Source organism: Bacillus paramycoides (assembly GCF_038971285.1).
In the GTDB taxonomy this organism is placed as follows: Bacteria; Bacillota; Bacilli; order Bacillales; family Bacillaceae_G; genus Bacillus_A.
Genome location: NZ_CP152427.1, coordinates 3,507,247 through 3,532,877, shown reverse-complemented (window position 1 = coordinate 3,532,877; position 25,631 = coordinate 3,507,247). Strand labels below are relative to the sequence as shown.

Genomic DNA, 25,631 nt, shown 5'->3' with positions numbered 1-25,631 from the left:
AGGAATTTATAATGGCTAGGTACACAAAAGAAGATATTTTCCGTTTGGCGAAAGAAGAGAATGTAAAGTATATCCGCTTACAATTTACGGATCTTTTAGGAGTAATTAAAAACGTAGAAATTCCAGTGAGCCAATTAACAAAAGCTCTTGATAATAAAATGATGTTTGATGGATCTTCTATTGAAGGTTTCGTACGTATTGAAGAATCTGATATGTACTTATATCCAGATTTAGATACTTGGGTTATCTTCCCTTGGACAGCTGAAAAAGGTAAAGTAGCTCGATTAATCTGTGATATTTACAATGCAGATGGTACTCCATTTGAAGGAGATCCACGTAACAACTTAAAACGTGTATTAAAAGAAATGGAAGCTTTAGGATTCTCAGATTTCAATCTTGGACCAGAGCCAGAATTCTTCCTATTCAAAGTAGATGAAAAAGGAAATCCAACATTAGAATTAAATGATAACGGTGGATACTTCGACCTTGCGCCGATGGATCTAGGGGAAAATTGTCGTCGTGATATCGTTCTTGAACTTGAAGAAATGGGCTTTGAAATTGAAGCGTCTCACCATGAGGTTGCTCCAGGGCAGCACGAAATTGATTTCAAATATGCAAATGCAATTCGCTCATGTGATGACATTCAAACATTCAAACTTGTTGTAAAAACAATTGCTCGTAAACACGGTTTACACGCAACGTTTATGCCAAAACCATTATACGGTGTGAACGGTTCAGGTATGCACTGTAACTTATCACTATTCAAAAATGGTGAGAACGTATTCTTCGATCAAAACGGTGATTTACAATTAAGTGATGATGCTCGTCACTTCATCGCAGGTATTTTAAAACACGCACCAGCATTTACAGCGGTAGCAAACCCAACTGTAAACTCTTACAAGCGTTTAGTACCTGGATACGAAGCTCCTTGTTACGTAGCATGGTCTGCACAAAACCGTAGCCCATTAGTACGTATCCCTGCATCACGTGGTATTAGCACACGCGTAGAAGTACGTAGTGTTGACCCAGCTGCAAACCCATATTTAGTAATGGCTACATTATTAGCAGCAGGTCTTGATGGAATTAAAAACAAATTAACTCCACCAGCTGCAGTAGACCGTAACATCTATGTAATGACAAAAGAAGAGCGCGAAGAAGCGGGTATCGTTGATTTACCAGCAACATTAGCGCAAGCTTTAGTTACATTACAATCGAATGAAGTAGTATGTGGTGCACTAGGTGACCATTTACTTGAGCACTTCATTGAAGCGAAAGAAATTGAGTGGGATATTTTCCGCACACAAGTTCACCAATGGGAACGCGATCAGTATATGTCTCTATACTAAGAGAGGGAAAAGCCTTGATACTACGGTATCAGGGCTTTTTTATTTGTCCGAAAATATAGAGGCTTGTGAAATGAATTGAATAGGTGCCCACAAAACGCCCGAAAAAATCATTGTGGATTATTAAAAATGCATGCTAGCTATGAATGAAAATGTGCAAATTGAACTATGGTGAGGATGTATTTGATTCGGAAATTAAGTATTGAAAAATACAGTACCTTGCAATAAATAATACTAAGTGGTATATTATGGATGTGATAAGTACCGTGTATTGAACAGTACTGAAATGAGAAAGGGGGATTGACCTTGAACGTTCAGTTTAAAAAAGGTGTGTTAGAACTGTGTGTACTGGCACTTGTGAAACGTAAAGATTGTTACGGTTATGAACTTGTTCAGCAAATCTCAAATAAATTTTTAATATCGGAAGGGTCAGTGTATCCTTTATTACGTCGTTTAACGAAAGAAGGGTATTTTCAAACGTATTTGAAAGAATCTACGGAGGGACCGCCTCGTAAATATTATCAACTAACTGAGCAAGGGGAAGCGCAACTGAATTTGTTAGTAACAGAGTGGCGTGATTTTGCAAAAGGCGTACAAGAAATTATTGAAGGGGTGGAATGGGATGAGTAAAGAACAGTTTCTTAAGGAATTATCAAGTCATCTTAGAAAGTTACCGGAAGAAGAGAGGAAAGATATTTTATTTGATTATGAAGAGCATTTTCAGTTTGGGAAAGAAGAGGGAAAAACTGAATCGGAAATAATAAAGGGCCTTGGTTCTCCGAAAATAATTGCGAAAGACTTACTTGCGATGTATCGATTTGATGAAATGAAAAAAGATCCGTCAACTTCAAATGTGACAAGAGCTGTCATGGCAGCGATTGGACTTAGTTTGTTTAATTTCATTATTGTGTTAGGCCCGTTAGTTGCAATTATCGCTTTTATATTTTCCTTTTGGGTCGGTGGGATTGCTAGTGTAGTGACACCATTCTTCGTTATTGGAAAAGTATTTATGGGTACTTTTATATGGTTGGATGTATTCGTTAGTATAACGTTTGTTGGAGTAGGTTTGTTGTTATGTATGATCGCTTATTATAGTACGAAGTGGTTTAAAAGGTTATGCGTACGTTATGTCATATGGAACTTCAAAATGATAAAAGGGGAGTAGATGATGAAAAAAATATTGTTAGTAGCAATCGCTTGTATCATTATTGGAGTTATAGGGATTTCACAAACATATGAAAAAGCAGTACAAACTGCAGAAGAAGGAAATAAAGAAGACGTAATTAAAAACGAAACAATAAAAAATATAGAAGTTAAGTTAGATGCTGGGGATATTGCTATCCAAAAATCTTCTGACTCTTCTTTTTATGTAAAGCAATCAGGGGATGTACGTAAACAAAAGATCCGTATCGCTGAAGATGGTGACACATTAAAAATTATTGGGGAAAGAGAAAAAGGTGCTTCATTTGATTTTTCTTTTTACGATTTTAAGTTTCAAACGTCAACAGTGACTATATTTATACCAGAACGTTCTTACAAAGAGATAAAAGTAAATTCATCCGCTGGACAAATAGAAATAAGTGATGTAAACAGTGATCATGTAACTGTTGGGACCCTCGCTGGAGAAGTAGATTTGAAACATGTCACAGCAAAAAGTGTGGAAGGATCTTCAAAAGCTGGAGAGCTGAGCTTTAAAAAGGTAATAGGAAAAGTAACTGCGAAAACGGCTAGTGGAGAAGTGCATATTATGGATCATGATCCTAAATATGATGTAGAGGCAAGCTCAACTGCTGGGGATGTAGATATTACTTTATTAGAAAAACCACAAGATGCAGTTATAACTGGGCAAAGTGCAGCTGGCGAAGTGATGATTTTTAATGAAGAAAATAAAAATGTAACAATTGGAAATGGTAGTAAAAAGATTAGTGGTAAAACAGCTGCTGGTGATGTGACGATTGAAGCTCGATCATAAGAAATGGAATGTATGAAAATCTATCAAAATACAAAAAAGAAGATAATAACCGTATATAAATAAGGTTATTATCTTCTTTTTTTATTTTTAATGTAAATCACGATATACGCCAATTACTTTTCCGATAACTGACACTTGTTTTAAAATGATAGGCTCTAATGAAGAGTTTTCCGGCTGTAGACGGAAATGGTCTTTTTCTTTATAGAAACGTTTAACAGTTGCTTCGTTATCTTCTGTTAAAGCGACTACAATTTCACCATTATATGCAGACTGTTGTTGGCGAACAACAACTAAATCTCCATCGAAAATACCAGCTTCTATCATACTATTTCCAGAAATACGTAACATAAATACTTGGTCTGCTCCAGCAACAATGCTAGCTGGAAGTGGGAAGTGATCTTCTACACTTTCAACTGCTGTAATCGGTAATCCAGCAGTAACTTTTCCGACAATTGGAACTTGAATAACAGATTGTGTTTCTGTATCCATTCGATCGTCACCTAAAATTTCAATTGCACGTGGTTTTGTTGGATCGCGTCGAATGTATCCTTTTTCTTCTAATCTTGATAAATGTCCGTGCACTGTAGAACTAGAAGCGAGGCCGACTGCTTGACCGATTTCACGTACGGAAGGTGGATATCCTTTTTCTTGTACTTTTAGCTTAATAAAGTCGAGAATGTCTTGCTGGCGTTTCGTTAACTTTTCCATGTTTTCTAACACCTCGTTTTCTTTCATTTTTCTTATTAATAAGTATAACATGCGAAAAAACATTCTACAAACATAAGTTCGAACAAAAGGCGAATTTATGTTAAACTGGAGGGAAATAATAGTGAGAAAGAGGGGTTCATAATGAATGCAATTATTTATGCGCGTGTGAGTACAACAAAAGAAGCACAAGAAACGTCATTATTACGTCAAAAAGATGAATTATTGCATTTAGCAGAGCGCTATCAAATGAATGTTACTAAGGTGATTGAAGAGCAGGCTAGTGGCTATACAATTGAGCGTGATGGCATATTAGAAGTGCTAGATACAATTCGAGATGAACAAATTGATGTGCTACTTATACAAGATGAAACGCGCCTGGGTAGGGGAAATGCAAAGATTGCACTAATGCACTGTTTACATAAAGAGGGAATAAAAGTATACACGCATACGCATAATGGAGAATTACAATTGTCGGATTCTGATTCGATGGTATTAGATATTATTGGTATTGTTGAAGAGTATCAAAGAAAGATTCATAACTTAAAAATTAAACGTGGTATGCAACGAGCAGTAGAAAAAGGCTATCGTCCAGAAAATAATTTAAAGAACCGTCATTTAAGTGTAGGACGAGAGAAGAAAGAAGTGCCGATTGAGGAAATTGTACGTTTGCGCAAGAGTGAACTTACTTTCGAAGAAATTGCAGCAACGCTTCGCGGCTTTGGTCATAATGTTTCAAAAGCGACTGTACATCGTAGATATGTAGAGTATACAAAGCAATTGCTTGATAAAGAAGAGTAACTATTGTATGATAATAATCAGTTTTGATTAGAAGGGGGATTCGAGATGCTTAGTCACGAACTCGTTGAACGCATTAACTTCTTAGCGAAAAAAGCAAAAGCTGAAGGTTTAACTGAAGAAGAACAACGTGAGCGTCAATCGCTACGTGAACAATATTTAAAAGGATTTCGTCAAAATATGTTAAACGAACTTAAAGGAATTAAAGTCGTTAATGAACAAGGTACTGACGTTACACCGGCGAAATTAAAAGCTTTAAAAAAGCAAGATAATGCAAAATTAAACTAAAAGATGGGCGAAGCCCATCTTTTTTATTTATTATATTCGTTAGTTAATAACTTTCCAGTTGTTATTAACCGTTGCCTCTATCTTTTTATTTTTCAAAATATAATTAGCGATCAGTTCAGACATATCTGTTGGTATGTCTTTTATTACGGGCTTATTTTGGAACATAAAGAAGTTTCCTCCGCCGCTTGCGCGATAATTATTCATAACGACGTCATATTCTTCATCCATATTAAGAGGAGCGCCTTTGTATTGTAAAGATTTGACCCTTTCGCCAATAGGTTTGGAAATGTTTAATATGTACGAAATCCCTTCCCACATATCGTAATTATAGTGTTGTGGCTTTGGTTCTAGGAAGATAGGGTTTACGATGATAGATCCATCTGCATGTAATGTGAAATAAGAAGCAGAGAGTTCTAAGGCATCTTTTATATCCGCTCCAGTTATTCTAATTACTTGTAATGTATTTGGATAAATATAATTAGAAACGATGTCACGCATTGTTACATATTTTGGGAAACCTGGAGATGTATTATGGAATAAGCTTGTACAAGAAATAGAAACATTAGCTATATCCATCTGTATCTTATTTATAAATTCAATAAAAGGATGGTCTTGTAAACGAGTTTGCATAGCGTCTGAAATTTGCATGTCCCCATAGATGAATCCAATAGGTTGATCGAGCCAATTTTGTGTTTTCTCTTCATAATCGGCAACTAAGGAAAGAAGATGTTGGTCCGCCGCAAATCCTTGCACGGGCAATAATTGTGAATAACTCTCTTTTTTAACCCATTTTTGTTCTGTTTTTTCAAATGTTACTGTTATTTTTCCAACGGAATGTCCATTACATCCGGTCTGTAAAATTGTTACACCGTTTATTACGGTGTCAGAGATTTCTCGGTGTTGGTGGCCTGTTAGCAAAATATCTATTCCTTCAATATCATGGCACATTGCATATCCTTGGTTTTCACCTGTTAAAACTTCAGTCGGTACCCCAGTTTGTAAATCGCGTTCAAATCCTCCATGATACGCTACGACTAATAAATCTGGTTTCTCGTGTTCGTGAATGTAAGAAACCCACTTTTTTGTTGATTCTAATGCATCTTCAAATTGTAAATCTTGAATGTGATGGGGTTGTTCCCAATTAGGAATGTAATGCGTTGTCACCCCTAAAATAGCAATTTTTATATTTGATTCCATCTGTTTTATTATATATGGTTTTCCGAAATAAGATTCTTTTCTGTTTTTATCTAAAATATTTGCTGATAAATACGGGAAGTTGGCAGTAGAAATAGCATGATTTAATACATCCATTCCATAATTAAATTCATGATTTCCAATCACTGCAGCGTCATAACGTAAATAGTTTGCTATTAATGACATTGGGTTTTTCTTATCTTTTTCATATGTAGCGTAATGATAAGTAAAGGGTGTTCCTTGTATGAAGTCACCGTTATCAATTAACAGGACGTTTCTATTTTGGGAACGTTCTTTTTTTATAAGAGTAGAAATTTTAGCTAAACCGATTTCAGCTTTGGAGTTATCTTGGTAGTGAATTGGATAAACAGTACCATGTATATCACTTGTTAATAAGATGTTTAAAGTTACAATTTGATTTTGATTCAATATCATTCACCTTTTCTATTATTATCTACTAGTTAAGCATATCAAATATATGAAGAGAATTTTAATGAGAGTGTATAGAATGTGTAAAGATTCTGTAAATAAGCAATTATTAATAAAAATGTGTGATATATTTCTTCATGTTTACGGAAGGTAATTTATAACAATAGAAATGGAGGCATTAATATGTTTAAAAAAGTTTTTGCAATGAGTACGACAGTTGTACTAGCGGCGGGATTATTAAGTGGTTGTGGAACGAAGGAATCAAGTGCAAGTAAAAATGAAGATACAAAAAAAGGTTATGTACCAAAGACTTTAAATGTTCAATTTGTTCCTTCTCAAAATGCAGAAACGTTAGAGGCGAAGGCTAAACCACTTGAGAAGCTATTAAGTGATAAATTAAATATTCCGGTAAAAGTTAGTATTTCAACGAATTACAACACAATTGTAGAAGCGATGACATCTAAGCAAGTAGATGTAGGCTTTTTACCTCCAACAGCGTATGTGCTAGCACATGAGAAAAAGGCTGCAAACGTAATTTTACAAGCGCAACGTTTTGGAGTAGATGATGAAACAGGAGCACCTACAAAGGATTTAGTAGACTTTTATAAATCTGAGTTTGTAGTTAAGAAAGATTCAAACATTAATAGTGTAAAAGATTTAAAAGGTAAAAAAATTGGTTATCAAGATGTAACGTCATCAGCGGGATATGTATGGCCTGCAGCTGTATTGTTAAAAGAGGGAATTGATCCGCTAAAGGATGTGAAACCTGTTACATTAAAAGGTCACGATCAGTCGCTTATTGCTCTTTTAAATGGTGATGTAGATGCAGCTGTTGTATTCCAAGATGCTCGTAATATTGTAAAAAAAGATTATCCAAATATATTTGATCAAACGAAAATAGTGAAATTTACAGAGAAGATTCCAAACGATACGATTTCAGTACGCTCTGATTTAGATGCAGAGTGGAGTAAGAAATTACAAGATGCTTTCATTGAAATAGGAAAGAATGAGGAAGGTCACAAAATCATTAAAGAAGTATATTCACATGAAGGATATGTTAAATCCGATGATAGTAAATTTGATATCGTTCGTGAATATGGAAAGAAAGTAAAAACGCAATAATACATATGGAAATGGCGGCTAACTGGAAGGATATGTTTTCAGTTAGCTTGCAGTTTTGAATACATAGAAGGTAGGTAAGATGAGTGATAGAGTTTCGAAATGTCTCTAAAGTGTATCCGAACGGTACAAAAGGGTTGAATCATATAAACTTGAACATTCAAAAAGGTGAGTTTGTTGTAATGGTAGGGCTGTCCGGTGCTGGAAAGTCTACACTTCTAAGATCAGTAAATCGCCTTCATGAGATTACAGAAGGTGAAATCATGATTGAAGGTGAGTCTATTACTGCTGCGAAAGGAAAAGGTTTACGCCGCATGCGCCGGGATATTGGTATGATTTTTCAAAGTTTTAACCTTGTAAAGCGATCAACGGTATTGAAAAATGTATTAGCTGGACGTGTTGGGTATCATTCGACTTTGCGTACAACGTTAGGTCAATTTCCAAAAGAAGATTTGGAGCTTGCCTTTCAATCGTTGAAGAGGGTGAATATTTTAGAAAAAGCATATGCACGAGCTGATGAATTATCAGGAGGGCAACAGCAACGTGTATCGATTGCTAGAGCGTTGGCGCAACAAGCAAAAATCATATTGGCAGATGAACCTGTTGCATCGTTAGATCCGCTAACAACAAAGCGAGTATTAGATGATTTGAAAAAAATTAATGAAGATTTTGGGATTACAACAATTGTAAACTTACACTCTATTGATTTAGCTAGGCAATATGCGACTCGTATTATTGGATTACATGCGGGTGAAATTGTTTTTGATGGTTCAGTAGAAGAGGCGACAGATGAAAAGTTTGCTGAAATTTATGGAGACGTTGCGCAGAAAAGTGAATTATTAGAGGTGGCAGTTAAATGAATGACGTGACGATATATTTGAAAGCGATACCGAAGCCGCCGAGTAAGTTGAAACATATGTTAACGGCTATTCTAGTCATTTTGCTGTTGTGGGGAAGTTGTGTACAGGTCGACGCATCATTTTCAAAACTAGTAGTGGGTTTTCCTAATATGATTGATTTGTTAAAAGAGATGGTGCCGCCTGATTGGAGTTATTTTCAAGTTATTACAACAGCGATGTTAGATACAATACGTATGGCGATTATTGGGACGACTTTAGGAGCGATTTTAGCTATTCCACTGGCACTATTTGCGGCAAGTAATGTATTTACTAGTACATTCTTGTACGGTCCAGCTCGATTGGTTTTAAATTTTATCCGAACGATACCAGATTTATTATTAGCGGCAATTTTTGTAGCTATTTTTGGAATAGGACCACTTCCAGGTATTTTGGCTCTTACTTTTTTCTCAATTGGGCTCGTGGCAAAATTATTATATGAGTCAATTGAATCGATTGATCCAGGTCCATTAGAAGCGATGACAGCAGTAGGAGCAAATAAAGTACAATGGATTGTCTATGGGGTAATTCCGCAAGTGAAAGCGCATTTTGTCTCCTATGTTCTTTATACATTTGAGGTAAACGTACGTGCAGCAGCTGTTTTAGGTTTAGTAGGGGCAGGCGGTATCGGATTATATTATGATCGTACACTTGGATTTTTACAATATGAACAAACTGCATCTATTATTATCTATACTCTTGTTGTTGTATTGTTAATTGATTATGTAAGTACATTGTTGCGGGAGAAATTATAATGAGTAAAACGACGTTAATTGTACCAAAATCGAAGAAACCGAGTGTGTATCGCTGGTTTATTTTTGTAGCACTTACATTTGTTTATGTGTGGGCTTTTTCAGGCGTACCGCTAGAGGGAATCAAGGATACGGCGGGAGAAATTACAAAAGCAATTATGACAGGTGTATTGAATCCAGATTGGTCGTATGTATCTTTGCCGGATGGTGAAGATTTATTACATGGTTTAATTGATACGTTGGCAATTGCGATATTAGGTACATTTATTTCTGCCTTTTTATCTGTTCCATTCGCTTTTTGGGCAGCAACGAATATGAGCAGTGGGAAATTAACCTCAGGAACTGGGAAATTTGTACTTAGTTTTGTTCGTACATTTCCTGAATTAGTTATGGCTCTTTTATTTATAAAAGCTGTTGGACCAGGATCTTTTGCCGGAGTTTTAGCTTTAGGATTACACTCTATTGGGATGTTAGGAAAACTATATTCAGAAGGAATTGAAAATATAGATAAGGGACCGACGGAAGCGTTACTAGCAACAGGTGCGAATCGGTTTCAAATACTTTGGTATGCAGTATTGCCACAAGTATTACCGGATTTTCTATCGTATACGTTATACAGGTTCGAAATTAATGTACGATCCGCTGCTATTTTAGGTGTTATTGGAGCAGGTGGGATTGGCACGCCTCTAATTTTTGCGCTGAGTTCACGCAATTGGTCTCGTGTAGGAATTATTTTATTAGGCATCATTTTAATGGTTATTATCATTGACTTTATTTCAAGTTCAATACGGAAGAAAATTGTATAAGTTATTTTAAAAGCACCTACAAAAGGTGCTTTTTTATACTATAAGAATAATGAATGTAGACATTATGGAATAACAGGGGGGATATTTTGGCTTTACAACATGAGTTTGTATTTGTTTCGAATGAAAAAAAGGATTGGATTTTAAAGATATAGATTGGATTGAATTTTGTTTTTTTTATATAAAGAGGAGGCAACGATAGATGAGTGTGTTGTATTAAGTGATGAGATAATCGTATATCTATTAGATTTTATCCATTGGATCCCGACCTATTATCCAGCGAAAAAGCAGAAGGGTTCGGAATTCACTATTATGGTATTACGAAAATAGAACAGCGAGGGGCAGTGGTAGCAGAACAGTTATTTTGTTCGCTAGTTAGTATGTTTTCTTTAGCGCCAGAAATAATCGAATTGACAGGAGAGTTTCAATGGGAAAATGATAATAATACGGATGGAGAATATGCAAGATACGTATTTGGTCGAAATAAATTATGCCAAGATTTACAGTCGTTTATTCGTTTGCTTCGCAGAGTGAAAAATGGGGAAGGATATATTTTGCACTATGGAATTTGAAATTAACGTATAAATATACAGATAATTCTCTTTCTTTTTAAAATAAAAACAATGAAAAAGTATGTCATATTGAATGCCCATACATTCGCGAAATCATTGATTTTTTTATGAAAAATCAAAAAAACATCAACATATTTGTCGATACATGTTGTATAATCTTGCGTGGGAAGCTATCATATAAATGTATAAAACGTTTACTAATATAAGCGAAGGGAAGAATAGCATGTCACATTCAATCGAACAACTTTCTATCAACACGATTCGCACATTATCCATCGATGCGATTGAAAAAGCAAACTCTGGTCACCCAGGAATGCCAATGGGTGCAGCACCAATGGCTTATACATTATGGACTCAATTTATGAAACACAATCCAAATAACCCAACGTGGTTTAACCGTGATCGTTTCGTATTATCTGCAGGTCATGGTTCAATGTTATTATACAGCCTACTTCACCTATCTGGTTATGATGTAACAATGGATGACTTAAAGAACTTCCGTCAATGGGGAAGCAAAACTCCAGGACATCCTGAGTATGGTCATACAGCTGGTGTAGATGCAACTACTGGTCCACTTGGACAAGGTATTTCAACTGCTGTAGGTATGGCAATGGCTGAAAGACATTTAGCTGCTAAATATAACCGTGATGCGTATAATGTAGTAGATCATTATACATACGCTATTTGTGGTGATGGAGATTTAATGGAAGGCGTTTCTGCTGAAGCATCTTCATTAGCTGCTCATTTACAATTAGGTCGTCTTGTTGTGCTTTACGATTCAAACGATATTTCATTAGATGGCGATTTAAATCGTTCATTCTCTGAAAGTGTAGAAGATCGTTACAAAGCATACGGATGGCAAGTAATCCGTGTTGAGGATGGAAACGATATTGAAGCTATCGCGAAAGCAATCGAAGAAGCGAAAGCTGACGAAAAACGCCCAACGCTAATTGAAGTAAGAACGACAATTGGTTTCGGTTCTCCAAACAAATCAGGAAAATCAGCTTCACATGGTTCTCCACTTGGTGTAGAAGAAACAAAGTTAACGAAAGAAGCATACGCTTGGACTGCTGAGCAAGATTTCCATGTAGCAGAAGAAGTATATGACAACTTCCGTAAAACAGTACAAGATGTTGGTGAAACTGCACAAGCAGAGTGGAACACGATGCTAGGTGAATATGCACAAGCATACCCAGAATTAGCAAACGAACTACAAGCTGCAATGAATGGCCAACTTCCAGAAGGTTGGGAGAAAAACTTACCAACTTATGAACTAGGATCAAAAGCAGCAACTCGTAATTCTTCAGGTGCTGTAATTAATGCAATTGCAGAGTCTGTACCATCATTCTTTGGTGGATCTGCTGACCTTGCTGGTTCTAACAAAACATACATGAATAACGAAAAAGACTTTACAAGAGATGATTACAGCGGTAAAAACATTTGGTACGGTGTTCGTGAGTTCGCGATGGGTGCAGCAATGAACGGTATTGCACTACATGGCGGTTTAAAAACTTACGGTGGTACGTTCTTCGTATTCTCAGACTACTTACGTCCAGCAATTCGTCTTGCAGCATTAATGCAATTGCCAGTCACGTATGTATTCACACACGACAGTATCGCTGTTGGTGAAGATGGTCCAACACATGAACCAATCGAGCAATTAGCAGCGCTACGTGCAATGCCAAATGTATCTGTTATTCGTCCAGCTGACGGTAACGAATCTGTTGCAGCTTGGAGACTAGCTCTAGAATCTACAAACAAACCAACTGCTTTAGTATTAACTCGTCAAGACCTTCCAACATTAGAAGGTGCAAAAGAAGATACGTATGAAAAAGTAGCAAAAGGTGCATATGTAGTTTCTGCAAGCAAGAAGGAAACAGCTGATGTAATCTTACTTGCAACTGGATCTGAAGTAAGTCTAGCTATTGAAGCACAAAAAGCTCTAGCGGCAGACGGCGTTGACGCATCTGTTGTCAGCATGCCATCTATGGATCGCTTTGAAGCTCAAACAGCTGAGTATAAAGAGTCTGTATTACCAAAAGCGGTAACAAAACGTTTCGCAATCGAAATGGGTGCTACATTCGGATGGCACCGTTACGTAGGTCTTGAAGGAGATGTGTTAGGTATCGATACATTCGGTGCTTCTGCTCCTGGTGAGAAGATTATGGAAGAGTATGGATTTACTGTAGAGAACGTTGTTCGTAAAGTAAAAGAAATGCTTTAATGATTTTAGAAAAATCTCTCCGGCATGGAGAGATTTTTCTATGTAAATGAGTTTTTTCGACAGAAAAAGTTTTTTATCTCTCCGCAGTCAGACAATCATTGCAAATTTTCTTCTATATAATGAAGAGAAAAGGTTGTCCAGATTGGGAGGCGAAAGATGAAAACGTATGAATTGTATTTAATTCAAGAGGATATTGCGAAAGCTTACTTTGGTCGTGAATATTTATTTTTTGATTTATTTGCTCGATTTTCAGAATCTGGGTCCCTTTCGGAGAAAAAAGTGTTATATAAACAAATGATGTATATAACGATGCCATTACAAGTAATGAAAATTCATCATAAATTAGAACAAGCTTTGCGTGTTCTTGGTAAATATGATCGAACACATCATACACATACACTTTATACAGGAGCGGAATATGGCGAAATAATGGTGAAACCACACTATATTCGCATGAATACCTCTGGAAATGTCTCTATGGAAACGACTTTCTTTGAGGTGCTAAGGAAGTGTGAATTAACATTTTTAGCTATGGATTATGAAAATACAAAGTACGGATGGTTGAATCCTCTAAAACAAGTACGAACATATGTGTAAAAAATGTCGAATTGTATCTTGTCTTATTGAAAAGGTTTTAGTACACTGTAAGGTAGACAACATGAAGGAGGAAAATATATGCCAATTTGGTTAGGTATTCTAGTGGGCGTAGTAGCACTAGTAGCAGGCGTGGCGTTAGGATTTTTCATTGCCCGCAAATACATGATGAATTACTTACAAAAAAATCCACCAATTAACGAACAAATGTTAAAAATGATGATGATGCAAATGGGACAAAAACCTTCCCAAAAGAAAATCAATCAAATGATGAGCGCGATGAACAAGCAACAAATGAAATAAGCGCTAAAAGACACTCGCTAAGAGTGTCTTTTCTTTTTGTTAGTTATAGAGTTTAAAACTTTTAAAAATTCTGTATTTTTGATAAACTGAAAACATCGCTCATTTTAAGGAAGGGGGAAAAATATGAAAGTGTTTATGAATTTAGCTTGGTTTTTTAAACAAGAAAAACGAGCGTACATAACCGGAATTATTTTATTATTTGGCGTTGCACTTTTAGAACTTGTCGCACCAAAAGTGATTGGGATTGTTGTAGATGAAATTAATGATGGAACATTAACGACTGATAAGTTACTAAAATGGGTTGTACTCTTAGTAGTCGTAGGTATTACGATGTACATATTACGTTACGTGTGGCGTATTATGATTTTCGGATCTTCATTAAAGTTAGCTCGCCAATTACGTAAAAATTTGTATGAACATTTTACAAAGATGAGTCCATCTTTCTATCAGTCAAATCGCACAGGTGATTTAATGGCGCACGCGACCAATGATATTCAAGCAATTCAGCAAACTGCTGGAGCGGGCGTTTTAACACTTGTTGATTCATTAGCTGTTGGGGGATGTGTACTCGTAGCGATGGGCTTTACAATTAGTTGGAAGTTAACATTGTTAAGCTTAATTCCTATGCCAATTGTAGCAATTTCAACAAATTATTATGGAACGTTATTGCATAAAAGGTTTCATAAAGCGCAGCAATCGTTTTCGGAAATCAATGATAAAGTGCAAGAGAGTATGAGTGGGATGAAGGTAATTCGATCGCTTGGACAAGAGAAAGAAGATTTACATGCATTTCGAAAAAAGTCAGAAGATGTCGTACATAAAAATATGTTAGTAGCACGTATTGATTCGTTGTTTGATCCGACAATCTCTCTTATCGTTGGATTTTCTTTTTTAATTGCAGTGTGTTACGGATCCGTATTAGTTGTGAGAGGTGAATTAACTGTAGGTGACCTTGTTACATTTACAACGTATTTAGGTACACTAGTTTGGCCAATGTTAGCGTTTGGATGGCTGTTTAATATTATGGAGCGTGGACGTGCTTCGTATGACCGTGTAGAGAAAATTCTCTCTCAAAAATCAGATGTAGTAAATAGAGAAAATGCTGTGCATACAATAGCGAGTGGTGATGTTTCATTTGCGGTCAATTCGTTTTCGTATAAGAAAAATGAACTGTTACATTTAACGGATATTCACTTTGATTTGAAAAAAGGGGAAACGTTAGGCATTGTAGGGCGTACAGGTGCAGGGAAAACGACTTTATTAAAATGTTTAATCCGTGAGTATGATCATTTTAATGGTGAATTAAAAGTTGGAGAGCGGGATATTCGCGATGTAACACTTTACGGTGTCCGTTCTGCCATTTCATATGTGCCGCAAGATCATTTTTTATTTTCAGCAAGTATTGGGGAGAATATCGCCTTCGGAAAGGCGGATGCTACATATAATGAAATTACCCGTGCTGCAGAGATTGCTTGTATTCACAATGATATCCTTCAATTTTCAGAAGGGTATGAAACAGTAGTAGGGGAAAGAGGCGTTTCGTTATCTGGAGGCCAAAAACAAAGGATTTCTATTGCGCGTGCTTTATTAACGGATGCTGAAATTTTAATTTTGGATGATTGTTTATCAGCGGTAGACGCAAAAACAGAAGAAACGATTTTAAATGCATTAAAGAGGGAAAGAGCAGGGAAAACAACGATTATTACTGCTCATCGCTTAAGTGCAATTCAACATGCCAATCTTATTCTTGTTGTGGATGAGGGCAGAATTGTGCAACGAGGTACACATGAACAACTAATGAAAGAACATGGTTGGTATAAAGAAATGTATGAGAGCCAGCAGTTAGAAGCATTAGTCGAGAAAGGAGGCGTATGATGGCTGAGAAAAAACAGAGCGATTTAAGAAGATTGCTTTCTTATATGAGGCCATATAAAGGACTGTTAGCATTAGCATTTTTATTTCTAGTTGGTGCAACTGTAACGGAAATGATGGGTCCTTTTTTAATTAAACAATTTCTTGATGAACACTTAGTACCACGTAACTTTGATCAATCAGCACTTGTTACTCTATTTGTAGTGTATATTGTTGCTCACTTATTAAAAGTATTATTTACTTATTTAGACTTGTTATATTTTCAAAATATCGCTTTTAAAATTGTTCAAGATATGCGTGTTGAAGTATATGAGCATGTTCAAAAGTTGTCATTAAGTTTCTTTGATCGTACGCCGATTGGTACGCTCGTATCGCGCATAACGAATGATACAGAAGCAATTAAAGATTTTTATGTTAGTGTATTATCAACATTTGTTAAAAATATCGTATTTTTAGTAGGGATTTTAGTAGCGATGTTTTTATTAAATGTAAAATTAGCGCTATTTTCTCTCGTATTAATTCCGATAATGTTTGCGATTATGGTGCTATATCGCCGGAAAAGTGCAGCTTTTTATTTAGAAGTCCGTAATCAATTAAGTGTGTTAAATGCAAAGTTAAACGAGTCCATTCAAGGGATGAATATTGTTCAAGTGTTCAGACAAGAAAAGCGCATGAGAAAAGAGTTTGAAGAAGTGAATACTAAACATTATAGTGCAGGGCGACGTACATTAAAATTAGATGCATTGCTTTTACGTCCAGCAACTGATTTAGTTCATATTGTAGCTATTGCGTTAGTACTTGGTTTATTTGGAATTGATGCTTTGAAGAGTCCTGTTGAAGTAGGCGTTTTATATGCATTTGTTAACTATATACATCGTTTTTTCCAGCCTGTAAATGAGATGATGATGAAATTATCATTTTTCCAACAGGCACTGGTTTCATCATCACGTGTATTTCATTTAATGGATGAGAAAGATTTAGCGCCAGTTCAAAAAGGGGATGGAAATCCTCAAGTTATTAATGGAGATATTGAATTTAAAAATGTTACTTTTTCGTATGATGGAAAACGTGATGTTTTAAAAAATGTATCATTTCACGTGAAACAAGGGCAAACGGTTGCTTTCGTTGGACACACTGGTAGTGGAAAAAGTACCATTATGAATTTGTTAATGCGATTTTACAATATTAAGTCCGGAAATATTGTAATAGATGGTGTAGAGTTAGAGAAATTTGAAGAACAAGAAATTAGAAAGAAAATAGGACTTGTATTGCAAGATGCATTTTTATTTGCGGGAAATGTAAAACAAAATATTCGTATGTATAATGAAGAAATTACGGATGAAGAAGTAAAAGAAGCGGCAAAATTTGTGCAAGCGAATACGTTTATTGAAAAATTACCAGAGCAGTATGAAACGGAAGTAGTAGAAAGAGGAGCTGCATTTTCTAGTGGTCAACGACAATTAATTGCTTTTGCTAGAACGATAGCAACGAATCCGAAAGTATTAGTATTAGATGAAGCAACAGCAAATATTGATACAGAAACTGAAGATGCGATCCAAACAGCGTTACAGAAAATGCGAAAAGGACGGACGACGATAGCAATTGCACACAGATTATCTACCATACAAGATGCAGATCAAATCTTTGTTATGCATGATGGAGAGATAGTAGAAAGAGGGACACATCAAGAATTACTGAGTGAACAAGGGTTGTATTATAATATGTACTTGCTACAAAATAAAGGGAGTTTGCAAAAGGCCTTGTAAAATTACAAGGTCTTTTGACTGCGTGTGAACTTTTTACAAAAAATATAGGAATAACATAGTATAATGTAGTAGAAATGTGAATGAAAAATAGTAGGGAATGAAATAAAGGAGAAAAATATATGGATTATGTGCTAATAGGTGTAATTTTATTATTATTAGCTGCGGTATTCGTGCTGTTTTATAAAAATAAACAGCTAGAATCAGAGAGTCAGCAAGCGGAATTTGAAAAGAAACAAGCAATTGAAACGTACGAAAATGAAATTGCAGCTACGGTTACAGAACATAAAGAACAACAAAATACATTGAAAAATATGGAACAGAAGAAATACAATGATTTACAAATAAGTGCAGCTAGAGAACTTGAAAATATGCGTATGATGAAAAATCAATTAGCTGTGCAACATAGTAAAGAACGCAGTGAAATGCAAGAAAAACATAGTAATGAAATACATATGTTTCAAAAGTTAATTGCAGATTTGCGAGAGTATACGAAAACTGGAGCTGAAGTGAGTACACACGAAACATTACAATATATGAAGCGTGGTTTCGTAGAGCAAGGCATAATACAAGATCATGAATTTCATATTATGCCGAATGTTTTTATTAGAAATCAGCAAGGTGGAAATGATTTTCGAATTCATCATCTTGTTTTAAGTAAAACGGGTATGTATGTACTTGAGACGAAAGAATGGACAGGGAAATTAATTCATGGTTTAACGAAAGAAAATGCTAGTATATATTCATTTATGATTGATGAAATTGGCAAGTATCAACAAGAAGTAGAGAAAGAAGAGACGCTTGAATATATTACAGGTGAAGATTCATTAACGATACAAGTGAAAAATGAAGGGAACCCAGTATATAGAGCGAAGAAACTATCTCATATTCTATACAATTGTTTGAAAGAAATGCAAGTTGATATTGTAAAGGAAAACGTAAAACCGATTGTATATTTTTATAATGAGAATGGGAAAGAAGTGCTAGATCTTTCTGAAGAAAAAACGCTGAGATTAAAAGATAGAGAGCAAATTGTAACGTTCTTTAGAAATGAATTCTTAACGGGAAAAGTAATATATACAGGTCAAGAGTTAGAAAAACTTCGAGAAACCATTAATCGAATGAATTATATAATGAATTAAAAAGAGGTGGGCTTTCTGAGTGCTATATTAAGGGGTATTTTGTATGTTTATATTTGTTTGTATATACTCATGTATCTTGCTTTTATGTTTATTATTGGTATGGCTCATACGTCATTAAGTGTAACGAGCGTTTTTATAATAGTCATGCCATTTGTTTTATTAGTTATGATTCAAAAGTCGATCTTATATGTTGCTAAAAATCGTAATGAAGAAAAGAAGCAAATGTCGGGAGTGTTAATAGTAGCACTTGTTCCGTTAGTAGTATGTACTGCACAATTAAGTATGAATACATACACTTCAATGTTTAACCAAGATCGGTGGTTACATGCTGAAGATAAACGGGTACATATGGTAGATGATCTAATACAAAAATATAAATTAACAGGAAAATCAAATGAAGAAATTACACAATTATTAGGAACGCCTACTGAAACGAGAAATGGAGAAAACGGGGTTATCACTTCGTACTATCTGGGAACTGAACGTGGCTTTATTCCTATAGATAGTGAACATCTTGTTTTACAATTTGATAGAAATGGGAAAGTTGTGGAGTATAAGGTGCAAAGAGATTAAAGAACCGTAGAGAAGCTATATATTATAGCTTCTTTTTTATATTCCAATATAGTAAATGTAGGTAAATAGTAGTCATTCCTATCTATACGAATTGGGATAAGTCTGTTATATTGTAAATGGTTATGTTGCTTAATAGTTTACTAGATAACCTATATTTTGGTTAAGGAGGGGAATTTTAACACGGATTTAATGATATGCGTGTTAAGTAGTATGATGAAAAAAGGATTTTATAATGTTTTAGCTGCATCAATTGTATTTAGTATGGTAACGATTCCAAATTATTCCTATGCTAACGAACTTGACAAAACGGTTACAGTTTCACCTGATGAACAAGCTTTAAAAAGTATTGAAAACCATATGAAAGATGAAGATGGTCGAGGAGAAGATCAAGGAGTAAGAAATGAAGTGCAAGGTGAGTTTCTTGTACATATAGTGAAAGAAGTACCTTTATATGATTCTAGTAATTTTCAAAAAGAGACAGGGGTTCGTATTTCGAACCAAGTCGTAAAAGCTGAGAAGAGAAAAGGAAACGCTTACTATGTTCAAACTTCATCAGGAACTGGGTGGATACAAAATAGTGATGGGAATGTAGAAGTTAAAGAAATTCACCCGTTATTAAGTGAGAAATTAGTTGTAAATGAAGAAACCTCTACATACACTGAACCATTTGCTTCATACAAAGAAGAATATGTACTGAAGCCACAAACTATTCAAGCAATTGGCCAGGCGGGAGAATGGTTCCAAGTAAAAATAAATAATGAGATGAAATGGATTCATTCACCTTCAGCAAAATTTGAAGGAACAAAAGCTTCGCTTATACAAGACGCAGCACCAACACGTACAAAATATGCAGCAGCTATGTATGCTGCGCCAATAGAAGAGAAAACAGCAGATATTTATGGTGTACCTTTAAAAGAAATGATTGTACCGAAAGGAAATGAAAATATTCGTCCGGGTTATGCGATGAATCCGAAGTATATTACGATTCATGAGACAGATAATTACAGTGTTGGGGCAAATGCTAGAAACCATGCGATATATTTATATAACCAAGCAACGGGAACGGAAGATCGTTCAGCGTCGTGGCATTTTACGGTAGATGATAAAGAGATTTATCAACATCTTCCATTAAACGAAAATGCTTGGCATGCTGGAGATGGAGCAGAAGGAACTGGAAATCGAGAATCCATTGCGATTGAAATTGCTGTAAACGAAGATGGTGATTATAATAAAGCTGTTGAAAATGCTCGTAAACTAGCAGCTTATTTAATGGGGGAATTAAATATTCCTTTAGAAAATGTGAAAAAACATCAATTTTGGAGTGGGAAGATTTGTCCAGCCATTATGATTAAAAATAATGGCTGGGAACCATTCTTACAAGGAACAAAAGCTTATTATGATGCGAACCATAAGGATGATATAACAGGTGGTTGGTACGAAGCAGACATTCGTGAATTAGATAAACGAGGTATTATGGTTGGGGATGGGAAAGGTTCTTATTGGCCAGAACGTCTTGTGACACGTGGTGAATTTGCGAACTTCATTTCAAGATCGTTGCAGTTACCTGAAGGGTCATCGAACTTTAGTGACTTAAATACAGCACATCCATCGCTAATAGATGGTATTAATCGTGCAGCAAGTGCCGGGATAATAAGTGGTAGAGGAAATGGTATATTTGCTCCAAACGATACGATTAAACGAGATGAAGCTGTTATCATGATTGACCGTGCACTACAATATAAAAAAATTAAAGGTAACTTAGTTCCACTGCCATTCTCAGATCAAGATTTAGCATATGATAAACAAGCTGTACAACGTGTTTATGGATTAGGTATTGTAAAAGGAAATGAAAATAATGAATTTATGCCGAAAGGTTCTGCAACGCGTGGAGAATCGGCAGCATTTATTAATAGAATGTTAAAAGTAATAGAAAGTAAATAATGAAAATGCATTCGCTTTTGCGAGTGCTTTTTTATTTTTCAATATGTTACGGAAGGGAGGGGAGGTTTTTGAGTGGAATAAGGAATGAAAGCGGAGGTGATGCATATATATAGATGCGTTGGATTGTTTTTAACGAGCTATTTGCGAGCAGCCTGATTGTAAACACATACTGGTTAAAGTTTTACTTTATCATATTGTATAAATGAAAAGGAGGTAAGACGGTGAAAGCTATACCGACTGATGTCCTGAGTAAAGAATTGATGGAAAGAAAAGGCGTTATATCTATTACAGTAAAGGAATTTGAAAAAATCGAAGTAGCTGGAGTAGTAGTTGCTGGCCCCGCGGTTATTTTAATTAATCAAGATTAGTACATAGTATTGAAATAAAAAGTATCCTAGACGGATGCTTTTTATTTATATGTTTTTGAAGTTTTCAATGGTTATGACACCAGTTTTCGCTGGATGTATGTTATTGATGGAATGAAAATAATATAGCAAACTAATATGTTTTACGAATGAATTATGTAAGTAATTCATATTTCCCATATAAAAGGATTTGCTTTAATATAATGAGTGTAAAGTTCGAGTATTCGAAGTACTACTTGAATTATATCCCTATCCCTTTTCTAAAAATGCGAACAAGTTTTGCCCTATTCTATTCAATAATTAATTGCATAGAAATATATTGTTCGATGACCATTATGGAACGTACATAATGGGAAAATCCCGATCCTTAAAGAGGATGCCCCTAATCTTCATGTGAAAATATGATCGGAGAAGAAAGCTGACCAATTCATGGTCGGCTTTCTTTTTGTTCAAAAGTTATTTCTTCTTTAATTTCTGTTTGCAATAATACAGCTTTTCCAAAACGACGTTTACATTCCGCACGCACTTTTTCAATGGCTAGTAGCTGAGTAGTGGCGGGAACTGTTACGATAGCTTGGCGAGGTTTTCGATTTTCTTCACAAAAGACACATTCCACAACATATTTAGAAATCATATTTTCATCCTTCCGTTTTTAATTTCTAAGAAGGGATTGTCTATGAAGTTGATGTAATCTTTCGTCAATGTCTTGCTATTTTCCTCTTTTTTCAAGGAGAAAATAAAAAAGAAGACGAATAGTAGTAGGGGAGGGATGTATATGGAAAGATGGATAGGTTGTGCAGCGGTATGTGTAAATGAAAAAAATGAAATTCTAATGGTGTTACAAGGACCAAAGGGGGAAGAAAAAAGGTGGTCTGTTCCAAGTGGCGGGCTTGAAAATGGAGAAACACTAGAAGAATGTTGTATTCGAGAAGTTTGGGAAGAAACAGGTTACAATGTGGAAGTTGTAAGTAAAATATACGAAAAAGAAGGTATTACATACGGGGTTCCTGTATACGTTCATTATTATGTTGTTAAAAAAATAGGCGGTAGTATGAAAATCCAAGATCCAGATGAGTTAATACATGAAATTGCTTGGAAGAGGATAGCTGAAATGAAGGAATTAACGCTATCTTTTCCTGAGGATTATGAGATTTTAAATAAATATATAAATAAAAAAGCGAGTATTTAAACACTCGCTTTTTAATGTATCCACGATAAAAAAAGCGGAACGATAACTAAACTAGCTCCTGCTGTTAAAAGCATAGATAAACTTGAAATTGTTCCTTCTACAGGGCCGATTTCGAATGCTTTTGATGTACCAGTTCCATTCGCGCTCGTGCCTAACATAATACCTTTAGCAATCGCTGTTTTAATACGGCATATACGTATGAGAGAAGGTCCGAGCAACGCTCCTGTCAACGCGGTTAAAACAACGAATACGGCTGTTAATTGTGACATACCACCAATCATTTCTGAAATAGCCATTGCGATTGGTGTCGTTACAATATGAGGCGCTAAACTATGTTCTAACGATGAATCAATTTGAAAATAATTCGCTAGTAGTGCGGAAGTAATAACTGATAAAAAAGAACCGACAATGACATTAAGTAAAATAGCCATTCCGTGTTTCTTGAGTAAATCAAAGTATTTATAGATTGGCCATGCAAAAGCAACTGTTGCAGGTTTTAATAATTCTGTTAACCATTGACCGCCTGTTTCGTATGTTTCATAAGGTGTGTCTAGTCCGAGTAATAAAGCAATTAAAATAATAGGGCAGACGAGAATAGGAGAAAGTAAGCTCCAATTCCAGCGTTTATACATTTTCTTCGATATCCAATATGTGAATAGTGTTAATAATAAACAAAGAAAGCCGATCATTGCACGGATCCTTTCCGCTTTAGTAGCAATTCTGTTAAAAGTCCTGTAACGAGAGTGACACAAAGTGTACTAATCATAATAATTAAAATGAGATCGATTCCATATTGTGATAGTGTATCTTTGTAGCGTATGACAGCGACCGCAGAAGGAATGAAAAATAAAATAAGTTCTTTTAATAAAAAGTCTGCTCCGTCCTGTATCCACTCTTTTTTCACTAGGTTAAATTTTAATGAAATTAATAATAAAAAAATACCGATTATACTTCCTGGAACTGGGAGGTGTGCCTGTTTTGCAATCCATTCACCTGTCCAAGCGAAACAAAATAATAATAAGATTTGTCCGCTTAATTTCCACCATTTCATACAGTAATCACCTCTTTCTTTTTTTACATAAAAATTGTAAAAAAGAATTAACAATTTCTACTATACGTTCATTCAAAAAATTTGTCTAATATATAAATTATATGTTATTAATATATTAGATATATTAATCGAAAGTGAAAAGGGTGTCCAAAATGGAATTACGGCATTTGCAATATTTTGTTGTAGTGGCAGAGGAGTTACACTTTGGACGGGCAGCTGCTCGTTTGCAAATGACACAACCGCCGCTTAGTCAACAAATTCAGCAATTAGAAAAAGAAATGGGAGTCATGTTATTTTCAAGAACGAAGAGAAAGGTTGAATTAACAGAAGCAGGCGAAATGTTTTTAAAAGAAGTAAAAAAAGCGTTTGAACAAATTGAAAAAGCAGTAGAGATTGCACAAAGTGCCCAAAGGGGAGAAGTGGGCTCGCTTTCAATTGGTTTTGTAGGTGCGGCGATATATGATATTTTACCATCTATCGTAAGGGAGTATAGAAAGAAATTTCCGAGAGTGTCTGTTGCACTACATGAACTGTCAACACCAGACCAAGTGCATGCGCTTCACGATAATCGTATTGATATTGGCTTTTTACGTCCACCAATTCCAACGCAATTACTAGAATTAGAACCAATTCAAAAGCTTTCTTGTACGTTATGTTTACCGAAGGCACATCCACTTGCTGAAAAGGAAGAAATACATATTGAAGATTTAAGAGATGAACCGTTTGTATTTATTACGAGACCAGTATGGCCAGCATTATATGATACAATTTTATCACTTTGCCGTGAAGTTGGGTTTAGTCCACGTATCGTACAAGAAGCAACAGAATATCAAACAGTTATGGGGCTTGTGGCGGCAGGAATCGGAATTACGGTAATACCTGTATCAGCAAATAAATTGTATAAAACAGAAGTCGTATATAAAGAATTATGTGATTCTAATTTTGTTGCAGAAATGTCAGTAGCTTACAAGAAAATGAATACTAACCCAGAGCTTTTAGAGTTTTTGAAAATTGCAAGAGAGAAGAAAAGAATTGAAGTAGAGGATGAGATTAATTAAGTTATTAAAAAGTACACCTCATTAAACACTAAAGCGGAAATGCAATACTATTGCATTTCCGCTTTAGTGTTCTTTTTTAGTTCTATGCTAAAGAGATAAACATGTTCGTTTTCTTGTAATAGTTGGTCAATAGAGTTTTTTTCCTCAAGCATTAGCACTCTTACGGTTTCATTATTCGTTTTTATAATAGCCGCTAATGTCGTTTTTTGATTGTATGTTAAGTTAATAGCAGATTGAATAGTAGTAGATGTAGAGCTATTTATGTTTGGTGGTGTTTCTTCAGGAACGAGCATGGAACTACTTTCAATATTAACATACCAATGTTTTTGCGCTTGTACATCTTTATCGAGTTGGGATTGAGGTGGCAAAAAAGAAAGCTTTACTTTCTTTTTTGGAAAACGTGAGGTAGTTATGTTCGCAATTTCGTTTGTTTTTTTACCATTTTGATAATAATCAATCGTAGCATGTATTTCATCTTGTTTATTTTTTAGTGTAACGTTATAAAACATGCTGCCTCCTTCTTGAAAAGGAGTCATTTGTAAAATAGAAGATTGCTCTTCTGTTAATTTATATGGCTCAACAATGGCAACTTCATTATTTTTAAGTGGGTTACAATTAGTGAGAAATAATAAAGACAAGGTTAATAGTAATTTCATACGCATGTAATCCCCTTCCTTTTTACAAT

Annotated in this window: 27 protein-coding genes and 1 pseudogene; 22 read left to right on the top strand and 6 right to left on the bottom strand. The window is 35.3% G+C overall.

What is annotated here, in order from left to right:
- The first annotated feature begins 11 nt into the window (after positions 1-11).
- The 4 genes from glnA (at position 12) to AAG068_RS18125 (ending at position 3,315) form a co-directional block, all read left to right on the top strand.
- Entirely contained in the window at positions 12-1,346 is a 1,335-nt protein-coding gene (glnA, locus tag AAG068_RS18140; protein ID WP_098759997.1) for a type I glutamate--ammonia ligase, read from the top strand.
- A 303-nt stretch (positions 1,347-1,649) separates the two neighbouring features.
- Positions 1,650-1,973 (top strand): PadR family transcriptional regulator, encoded by a 324-nt coding sequence (locus tag AAG068_RS18135; RefSeq protein WP_001102617.1) that lies wholly within the window; start codon positions 1,650-1,652, stop codon positions 1,971-1,973.
- Positions 1,966-2,508, top strand: a complete 543-nt coding sequence (locus AAG068_RS18130; RefSeq protein ID WP_342715332.1) for a DUF1700 domain-containing protein — start codon at positions 1,966-1,968, stop codon at positions 2,506-2,508. Before AAG068_RS18135 ends, AAG068_RS18130 begins: the two co-directional genes overlap by 8 nt.
- Complete coding sequence (locus tag AAG068_RS18125) at positions 2,509-3,315, top strand: DUF4097 family beta strand repeat-containing protein (RefSeq protein ID WP_342715331.1); 807 nt, start codon at positions 2,509-2,511, stop codon at positions 3,313-3,315. It begins immediately after the preceding gene.
- Between the two features lie 87 nt (positions 3,316-3,402).
- Here the strand turns inward: AAG068_RS18125 and lexA are convergent, their stop codons facing one another.
- Positions 3,403-4,023, bottom strand: coding sequence for a transcriptional repressor LexA (gene lexA, locus AAG068_RS18120; RefSeq protein WP_342715330.1), 621 nt, complete (start codon positions 4,021-4,023; stop codon positions 3,403-3,405).
- Positions 4,024-4,164: 141 nt separating this feature from the next.
- Here lexA and AAG068_RS18115 point away from each other — a divergent pair, with 141 nt between their 5' ends.
- Positions 4,165-4,821, top strand: a complete 657-nt coding sequence (locus tag AAG068_RS18115; protein ID WP_000991471.1) for a YneB family resolvase-like protein — start codon at positions 4,165-4,167, stop codon at positions 4,819-4,821.
- 45 nt (positions 4,822-4,866) lie between these two features.
- On the top strand, positions 4,867-5,106 hold the full coding sequence (locus tag AAG068_RS18110) for a DUF896 domain-containing protein (protein WP_000948565.1): 240 nt from the start codon (positions 4,867-4,869) through the stop codon (positions 5,104-5,106).
- 39 nt (positions 5,107-5,145) lie between these two features.
- Here the strand turns inward: AAG068_RS18110 and AAG068_RS18105 are convergent, their stop codons facing one another.
- Positions 5,146-6,729, bottom strand: coding sequence for a bifunctional metallophosphatase/5'-nucleotidase (locus tag AAG068_RS18105; protein WP_342715329.1), 1,584 nt, complete (start codon positions 6,727-6,729; stop codon positions 5,146-5,148).
- Between the two features lie 183 nt (positions 6,730-6,912).
- Here AAG068_RS18105 and AAG068_RS18100 point away from each other — a divergent pair, with 183 nt between their 5' ends.
- From AAG068_RS18100 to AAG068_RS18035, 14 genes and pseudogenes are all read left to right on the top strand, one after another.
- A complete protein-coding gene (locus tag AAG068_RS18100; protein WP_342715328.1) occupies positions 6,913-7,851 on the top strand; it encodes a phosphate/phosphite/phosphonate ABC transporter substrate-binding protein in 939 nt (312 codons plus the stop codon).
- Between the two features lie 83 nt (positions 7,852-7,934).
- Entirely contained in the window at positions 7,935-8,708 is a 774-nt protein-coding gene (gene phnC / locus AAG068_RS18095) for a phosphonate ABC transporter ATP-binding protein (protein WP_342715327.1), read from the top strand.
- A complete protein-coding gene (phnE, locus tag AAG068_RS18090; protein ID WP_342715325.1) occupies positions 8,705-9,499 on the top strand; it encodes a phosphonate ABC transporter, permease protein PhnE in 795 nt (264 codons plus the stop codon). The genes phnC and phnE (AAG068_RS18090) overlap by 4 nt, the downstream gene beginning before the upstream one ends.
- Positions 9,499-10,302 carry a phosphonate ABC transporter, permease protein PhnE gene (gene phnE / locus AAG068_RS18085; RefSeq protein WP_342715324.1) on the top strand — a complete coding sequence of 268 codons (804 nt, stop codon included), beginning with the start codon at positions 9,499-9,501 and terminating at the stop codon, positions 10,300-10,302. Before phnE (AAG068_RS18090) ends, phnE (AAG068_RS18085) begins: the two co-directional genes overlap by 1 nt.
- Positions 10,303-10,388: 86 nt before the next feature.
- Positions 10,389-10,871, top strand: a pseudogene (locus AAG068_RS18080) (coproporphyrinogen III oxidase).
- Positions 10,872-11,094: 223 nt separating this feature from the next.
- The gene (gene tkt, locus AAG068_RS18075; RefSeq protein ID WP_342715323.1) at positions 11,095-13,095 is read left to right on the top strand and encodes a transketolase; all 2,001 of its coding nucleotides are present in this window, start codon (positions 11,095-11,097) and stop codon (positions 13,093-13,095) included.
- Positions 13,096-13,251: 156 nt separating this feature from the next.
- On the top strand, positions 13,252-13,692 hold the full coding sequence (gene sirA, locus AAG068_RS18070; RefSeq protein ID WP_000860645.1) for a sporulation inhibitor of replication protein SirA: 441 nt from the start codon (positions 13,252-13,254) through the stop codon (positions 13,690-13,692).
- 78 nt (positions 13,693-13,770) lie between these two features.
- Complete coding sequence (locus AAG068_RS18065) at positions 13,771-13,992, top strand: YneF family protein (RefSeq protein WP_001123317.1); 222 nt, start codon at positions 13,771-13,773, stop codon at positions 13,990-13,992.
- A gap of 123 nt (positions 13,993-14,115) precedes the next feature.
- Entirely contained in the window at positions 14,116-15,867 is a 1,752-nt protein-coding gene (locus AAG068_RS18060) for an ABC transporter ATP-binding protein (RefSeq protein WP_342715313.1), read from the top strand.
- Positions 15,867-17,630, top strand: coding sequence for an ABC transporter ATP-binding protein (locus tag AAG068_RS18055; protein WP_342715312.1), 1,764 nt, complete (start codon positions 15,867-15,869; stop codon positions 17,628-17,630). Before AAG068_RS18060 ends, AAG068_RS18055 begins: the two co-directional genes overlap by 1 nt.
- A 119-nt stretch (positions 17,631-17,749) precedes the next feature.
- Positions 17,750-18,769: a nuclease-related domain-containing protein gene (locus AAG068_RS18050; RefSeq protein WP_342715311.1), complete on the top strand. Its 1,020-nt coding sequence runs from the start codon at positions 17,750-17,752 to the stop codon at positions 18,767-18,769.
- A gap of 6 nt (positions 18,770-18,775) precedes the next feature.
- Entirely contained in the window at positions 18,776-19,342 is a 567-nt protein-coding gene (locus tag AAG068_RS18045) for a hypothetical protein (protein ID WP_342715309.1), read from the top strand.
- Positions 19,343-19,555: 213 nt separating this feature from the next.
- The gene (locus AAG068_RS18040) at positions 19,556-21,283 is read left to right on the top strand and encodes an S-layer homology domain-containing protein (RefSeq protein WP_342719783.1); all 1,728 of its coding nucleotides are present in this window, start codon (positions 19,556-19,558) and stop codon (positions 21,281-21,283) included.
- 221 nt (positions 21,284-21,504) lie between these two features.
- Positions 21,505-21,651 (top strand): BC1881 family protein, encoded by a 147-nt coding sequence (locus tag AAG068_RS18035; RefSeq protein ID WP_342715308.1) that lies wholly within the window; start codon positions 21,505-21,507, stop codon positions 21,649-21,651.
- 424 nt (positions 21,652-22,075) lie between these two features.
- Here AAG068_RS18035 and AAG068_RS18030 read toward each other — a convergent pair whose 3' ends face one another.
- Positions 22,076-22,282 carry a DUF3903 domain-containing protein gene (locus tag AAG068_RS18030; protein WP_342715307.1) on the bottom strand — a complete coding sequence of 69 codons (207 nt, stop codon included), beginning with the start codon at positions 22,280-22,282 and terminating at the stop codon, positions 22,076-22,078.
- A 141-nt stretch (positions 22,283-22,423) separates the two neighbouring features.
- Here AAG068_RS18030 and AAG068_RS18025 point away from each other — a divergent pair, with 141 nt between their 5' ends.
- Positions 22,424-22,837 carry an NUDIX hydrolase gene (locus AAG068_RS18025; protein ID WP_342715306.1) on the top strand — a complete coding sequence of 138 codons (414 nt, stop codon included), beginning with the start codon at positions 22,424-22,426 and terminating at the stop codon, positions 22,835-22,837.
- 11 nt (positions 22,838-22,848) lie between these two features.
- On the opposite strand, the gene AAG068_RS18020 is transcribed toward AAG068_RS18025, so the two are convergent.
- Together AAG068_RS18020 and AAG068_RS18015 are read right to left on the bottom strand one after the other, a co-directional pair.
- Entirely contained in the window at positions 22,849-23,526 is a 678-nt protein-coding gene (locus AAG068_RS18020) for an LrgB family protein (protein WP_342715305.1), read from the bottom strand.
- Complete coding sequence (locus AAG068_RS18015) at positions 23,523-23,888, bottom strand: CidA/LrgA family holin-like protein (protein WP_000872364.1); 366 nt, start codon at positions 23,886-23,888, stop codon at positions 23,523-23,525. The genes AAG068_RS18020 and AAG068_RS18015 overlap by 4 nt, the downstream gene beginning before the upstream one ends.
- Before the next feature lie 152 nt (positions 23,889-24,040).
- Here AAG068_RS18015 and alsR point away from each other — a divergent pair, with 152 nt between their 5' ends.
- Entirely contained in the window at positions 24,041-24,946 is a 906-nt protein-coding gene (gene alsR / locus AAG068_RS18010; RefSeq protein WP_306182191.1) for an acetoin biosynthesis transcriptional regulator AlsR, read from the top strand.
- A 47-nt stretch (positions 24,947-24,993) separates the two neighbouring features.
- Here the strand turns inward: alsR and AAG068_RS18005 are convergent, their stop codons facing one another.
- The gene (locus AAG068_RS18005) at positions 24,994-25,608 is read right to left on the bottom strand and encodes a histidine kinase (protein WP_342715303.1); all 615 of its coding nucleotides are present in this window, start codon (positions 25,606-25,608) and stop codon (positions 24,994-24,996) included.
- Positions 25,609-25,631: the final 23 nt, after the last annotated feature.

What these genes read in the sequence shown, in the direction of transcription:
- AAG068_RS18005 (WP_342715303.1), bottom strand. Translation starts at nt 25,608, where the DNA reads ATGCGTATGAAATTACTATTAACCTTGTCTTTATTATTTCTCACTAAT.
- AAG068_RS18065 (WP_001123317.1), top strand. Translation starts at nt 13,771, where the DNA reads ATGCCAATTTGGTTAGGTATTCTAGTGGGCGTAGTAGCACTAGTAGCA.
- AAG068_RS18115 (WP_000991471.1), top strand. Translation starts at nt 4,165, where the DNA reads ATGAATGCAATTATTTATGCGCGTGTGAGTACAACAAAAGAAGCACAA.
- tkt (WP_342715323.1), top strand. Translation starts at nt 11,095, where the DNA reads ATGTCACATTCAATCGAACAACTTTCTATCAACACGATTCGCACATTA.
- AAG068_RS18040 (WP_342719783.1), top strand. Translation starts at nt 19,556, where the DNA reads ATGAAAAAAGGATTTTATAATGTTTTAGCTGCATCAATTGTATTTAGT.
- AAG068_RS18015 (WP_000872364.1), bottom strand. Translation starts at nt 23,888, where the DNA reads ATGAAATGGTGGAAATTAAGCGGACAAATCTTATTATTATTTTGTTTC.
- AAG068_RS18100 (WP_342715328.1), top strand. Translation starts at nt 6,913, where the DNA reads ATGTTTAAAAAAGTTTTTGCAATGAGTACGACAGTTGTACTAGCGGCG.
- AAG068_RS18030 (WP_342715307.1), bottom strand. Translation starts at nt 22,282, where the DNA reads ATGATTTCTAAATATGTTGTGGAATGTGTCTTTTGTGAAGAAAATCGA.
- alsR (WP_306182191.1), top strand. Translation starts at nt 24,041, where the DNA reads ATGGAATTACGGCATTTGCAATATTTTGTTGTAGTGGCAGAGGAGTTA.
- AAG068_RS18055 (WP_342715312.1), top strand. Translation starts at nt 15,867, where the DNA reads ATGGCTGAGAAAAAACAGAGCGATTTAAGAAGATTGCTTTCTTATATG.
- AAG068_RS18125 (WP_342715331.1), top strand. Translation starts at nt 2,509, where the DNA reads ATGATGAAAAAAATATTGTTAGTAGCAATCGCTTGTATCATTATTGGA.
- AAG068_RS18050 (WP_342715311.1), top strand. Translation starts at nt 17,750, where the DNA reads ATGGATTATGTGCTAATAGGTGTAATTTTATTATTATTAGCTGCGGTA.
- AAG068_RS18025 (WP_342715306.1), top strand. Translation starts at nt 22,424, where the DNA reads ATGGAAAGATGGATAGGTTGTGCAGCGGTATGTGTAAATGAAAAAAAT.
- phnE (WP_342715325.1), top strand. Translation starts at nt 8,705, where the DNA reads ATGAATGACGTGACGATATATTTGAAAGCGATACCGAAGCCGCCGAGT.
- glnA (WP_098759997.1), top strand. Translation starts at nt 12, where the DNA reads ATGGCTAGGTACACAAAAGAAGATATTTTCCGTTTGGCGAAAGAAGAG.
- AAG068_RS18110 (WP_000948565.1), top strand. Translation starts at nt 4,867, where the DNA reads ATGCTTAGTCACGAACTCGTTGAACGCATTAACTTCTTAGCGAAAAAA.
- AAG068_RS18060 (WP_342715313.1), top strand. Translation starts at nt 14,116, where the DNA reads ATGAAAGTGTTTATGAATTTAGCTTGGTTTTTTAAACAAGAAAAACGA.
- AAG068_RS18020 (WP_342715305.1), bottom strand. Translation starts at nt 23,526, where the DNA reads ATGATCGGCTTTCTTTGTTTATTATTAACACTATTCACATATTGGATA.
- sirA (WP_000860645.1), top strand. Translation starts at nt 13,252, where the DNA reads ATGAAAACGTATGAATTGTATTTAATTCAAGAGGATATTGCGAAAGCT.
- AAG068_RS18130 (WP_342715332.1), top strand. Translation starts at nt 1,966, where the DNA reads ATGAGTAAAGAACAGTTTCTTAAGGAATTATCAAGTCATCTTAGAAAG.
- phnE (WP_342715324.1), top strand. Translation starts at nt 9,499, where the DNA reads ATGAGTAAAACGACGTTAATTGTACCAAAATCGAAGAAACCGAGTGTG.
- lexA (WP_342715330.1), bottom strand. Translation starts at nt 4,023, where the DNA reads ATGGAAAAGTTAACGAAACGCCAGCAAGACATTCTCGACTTTATTAAG.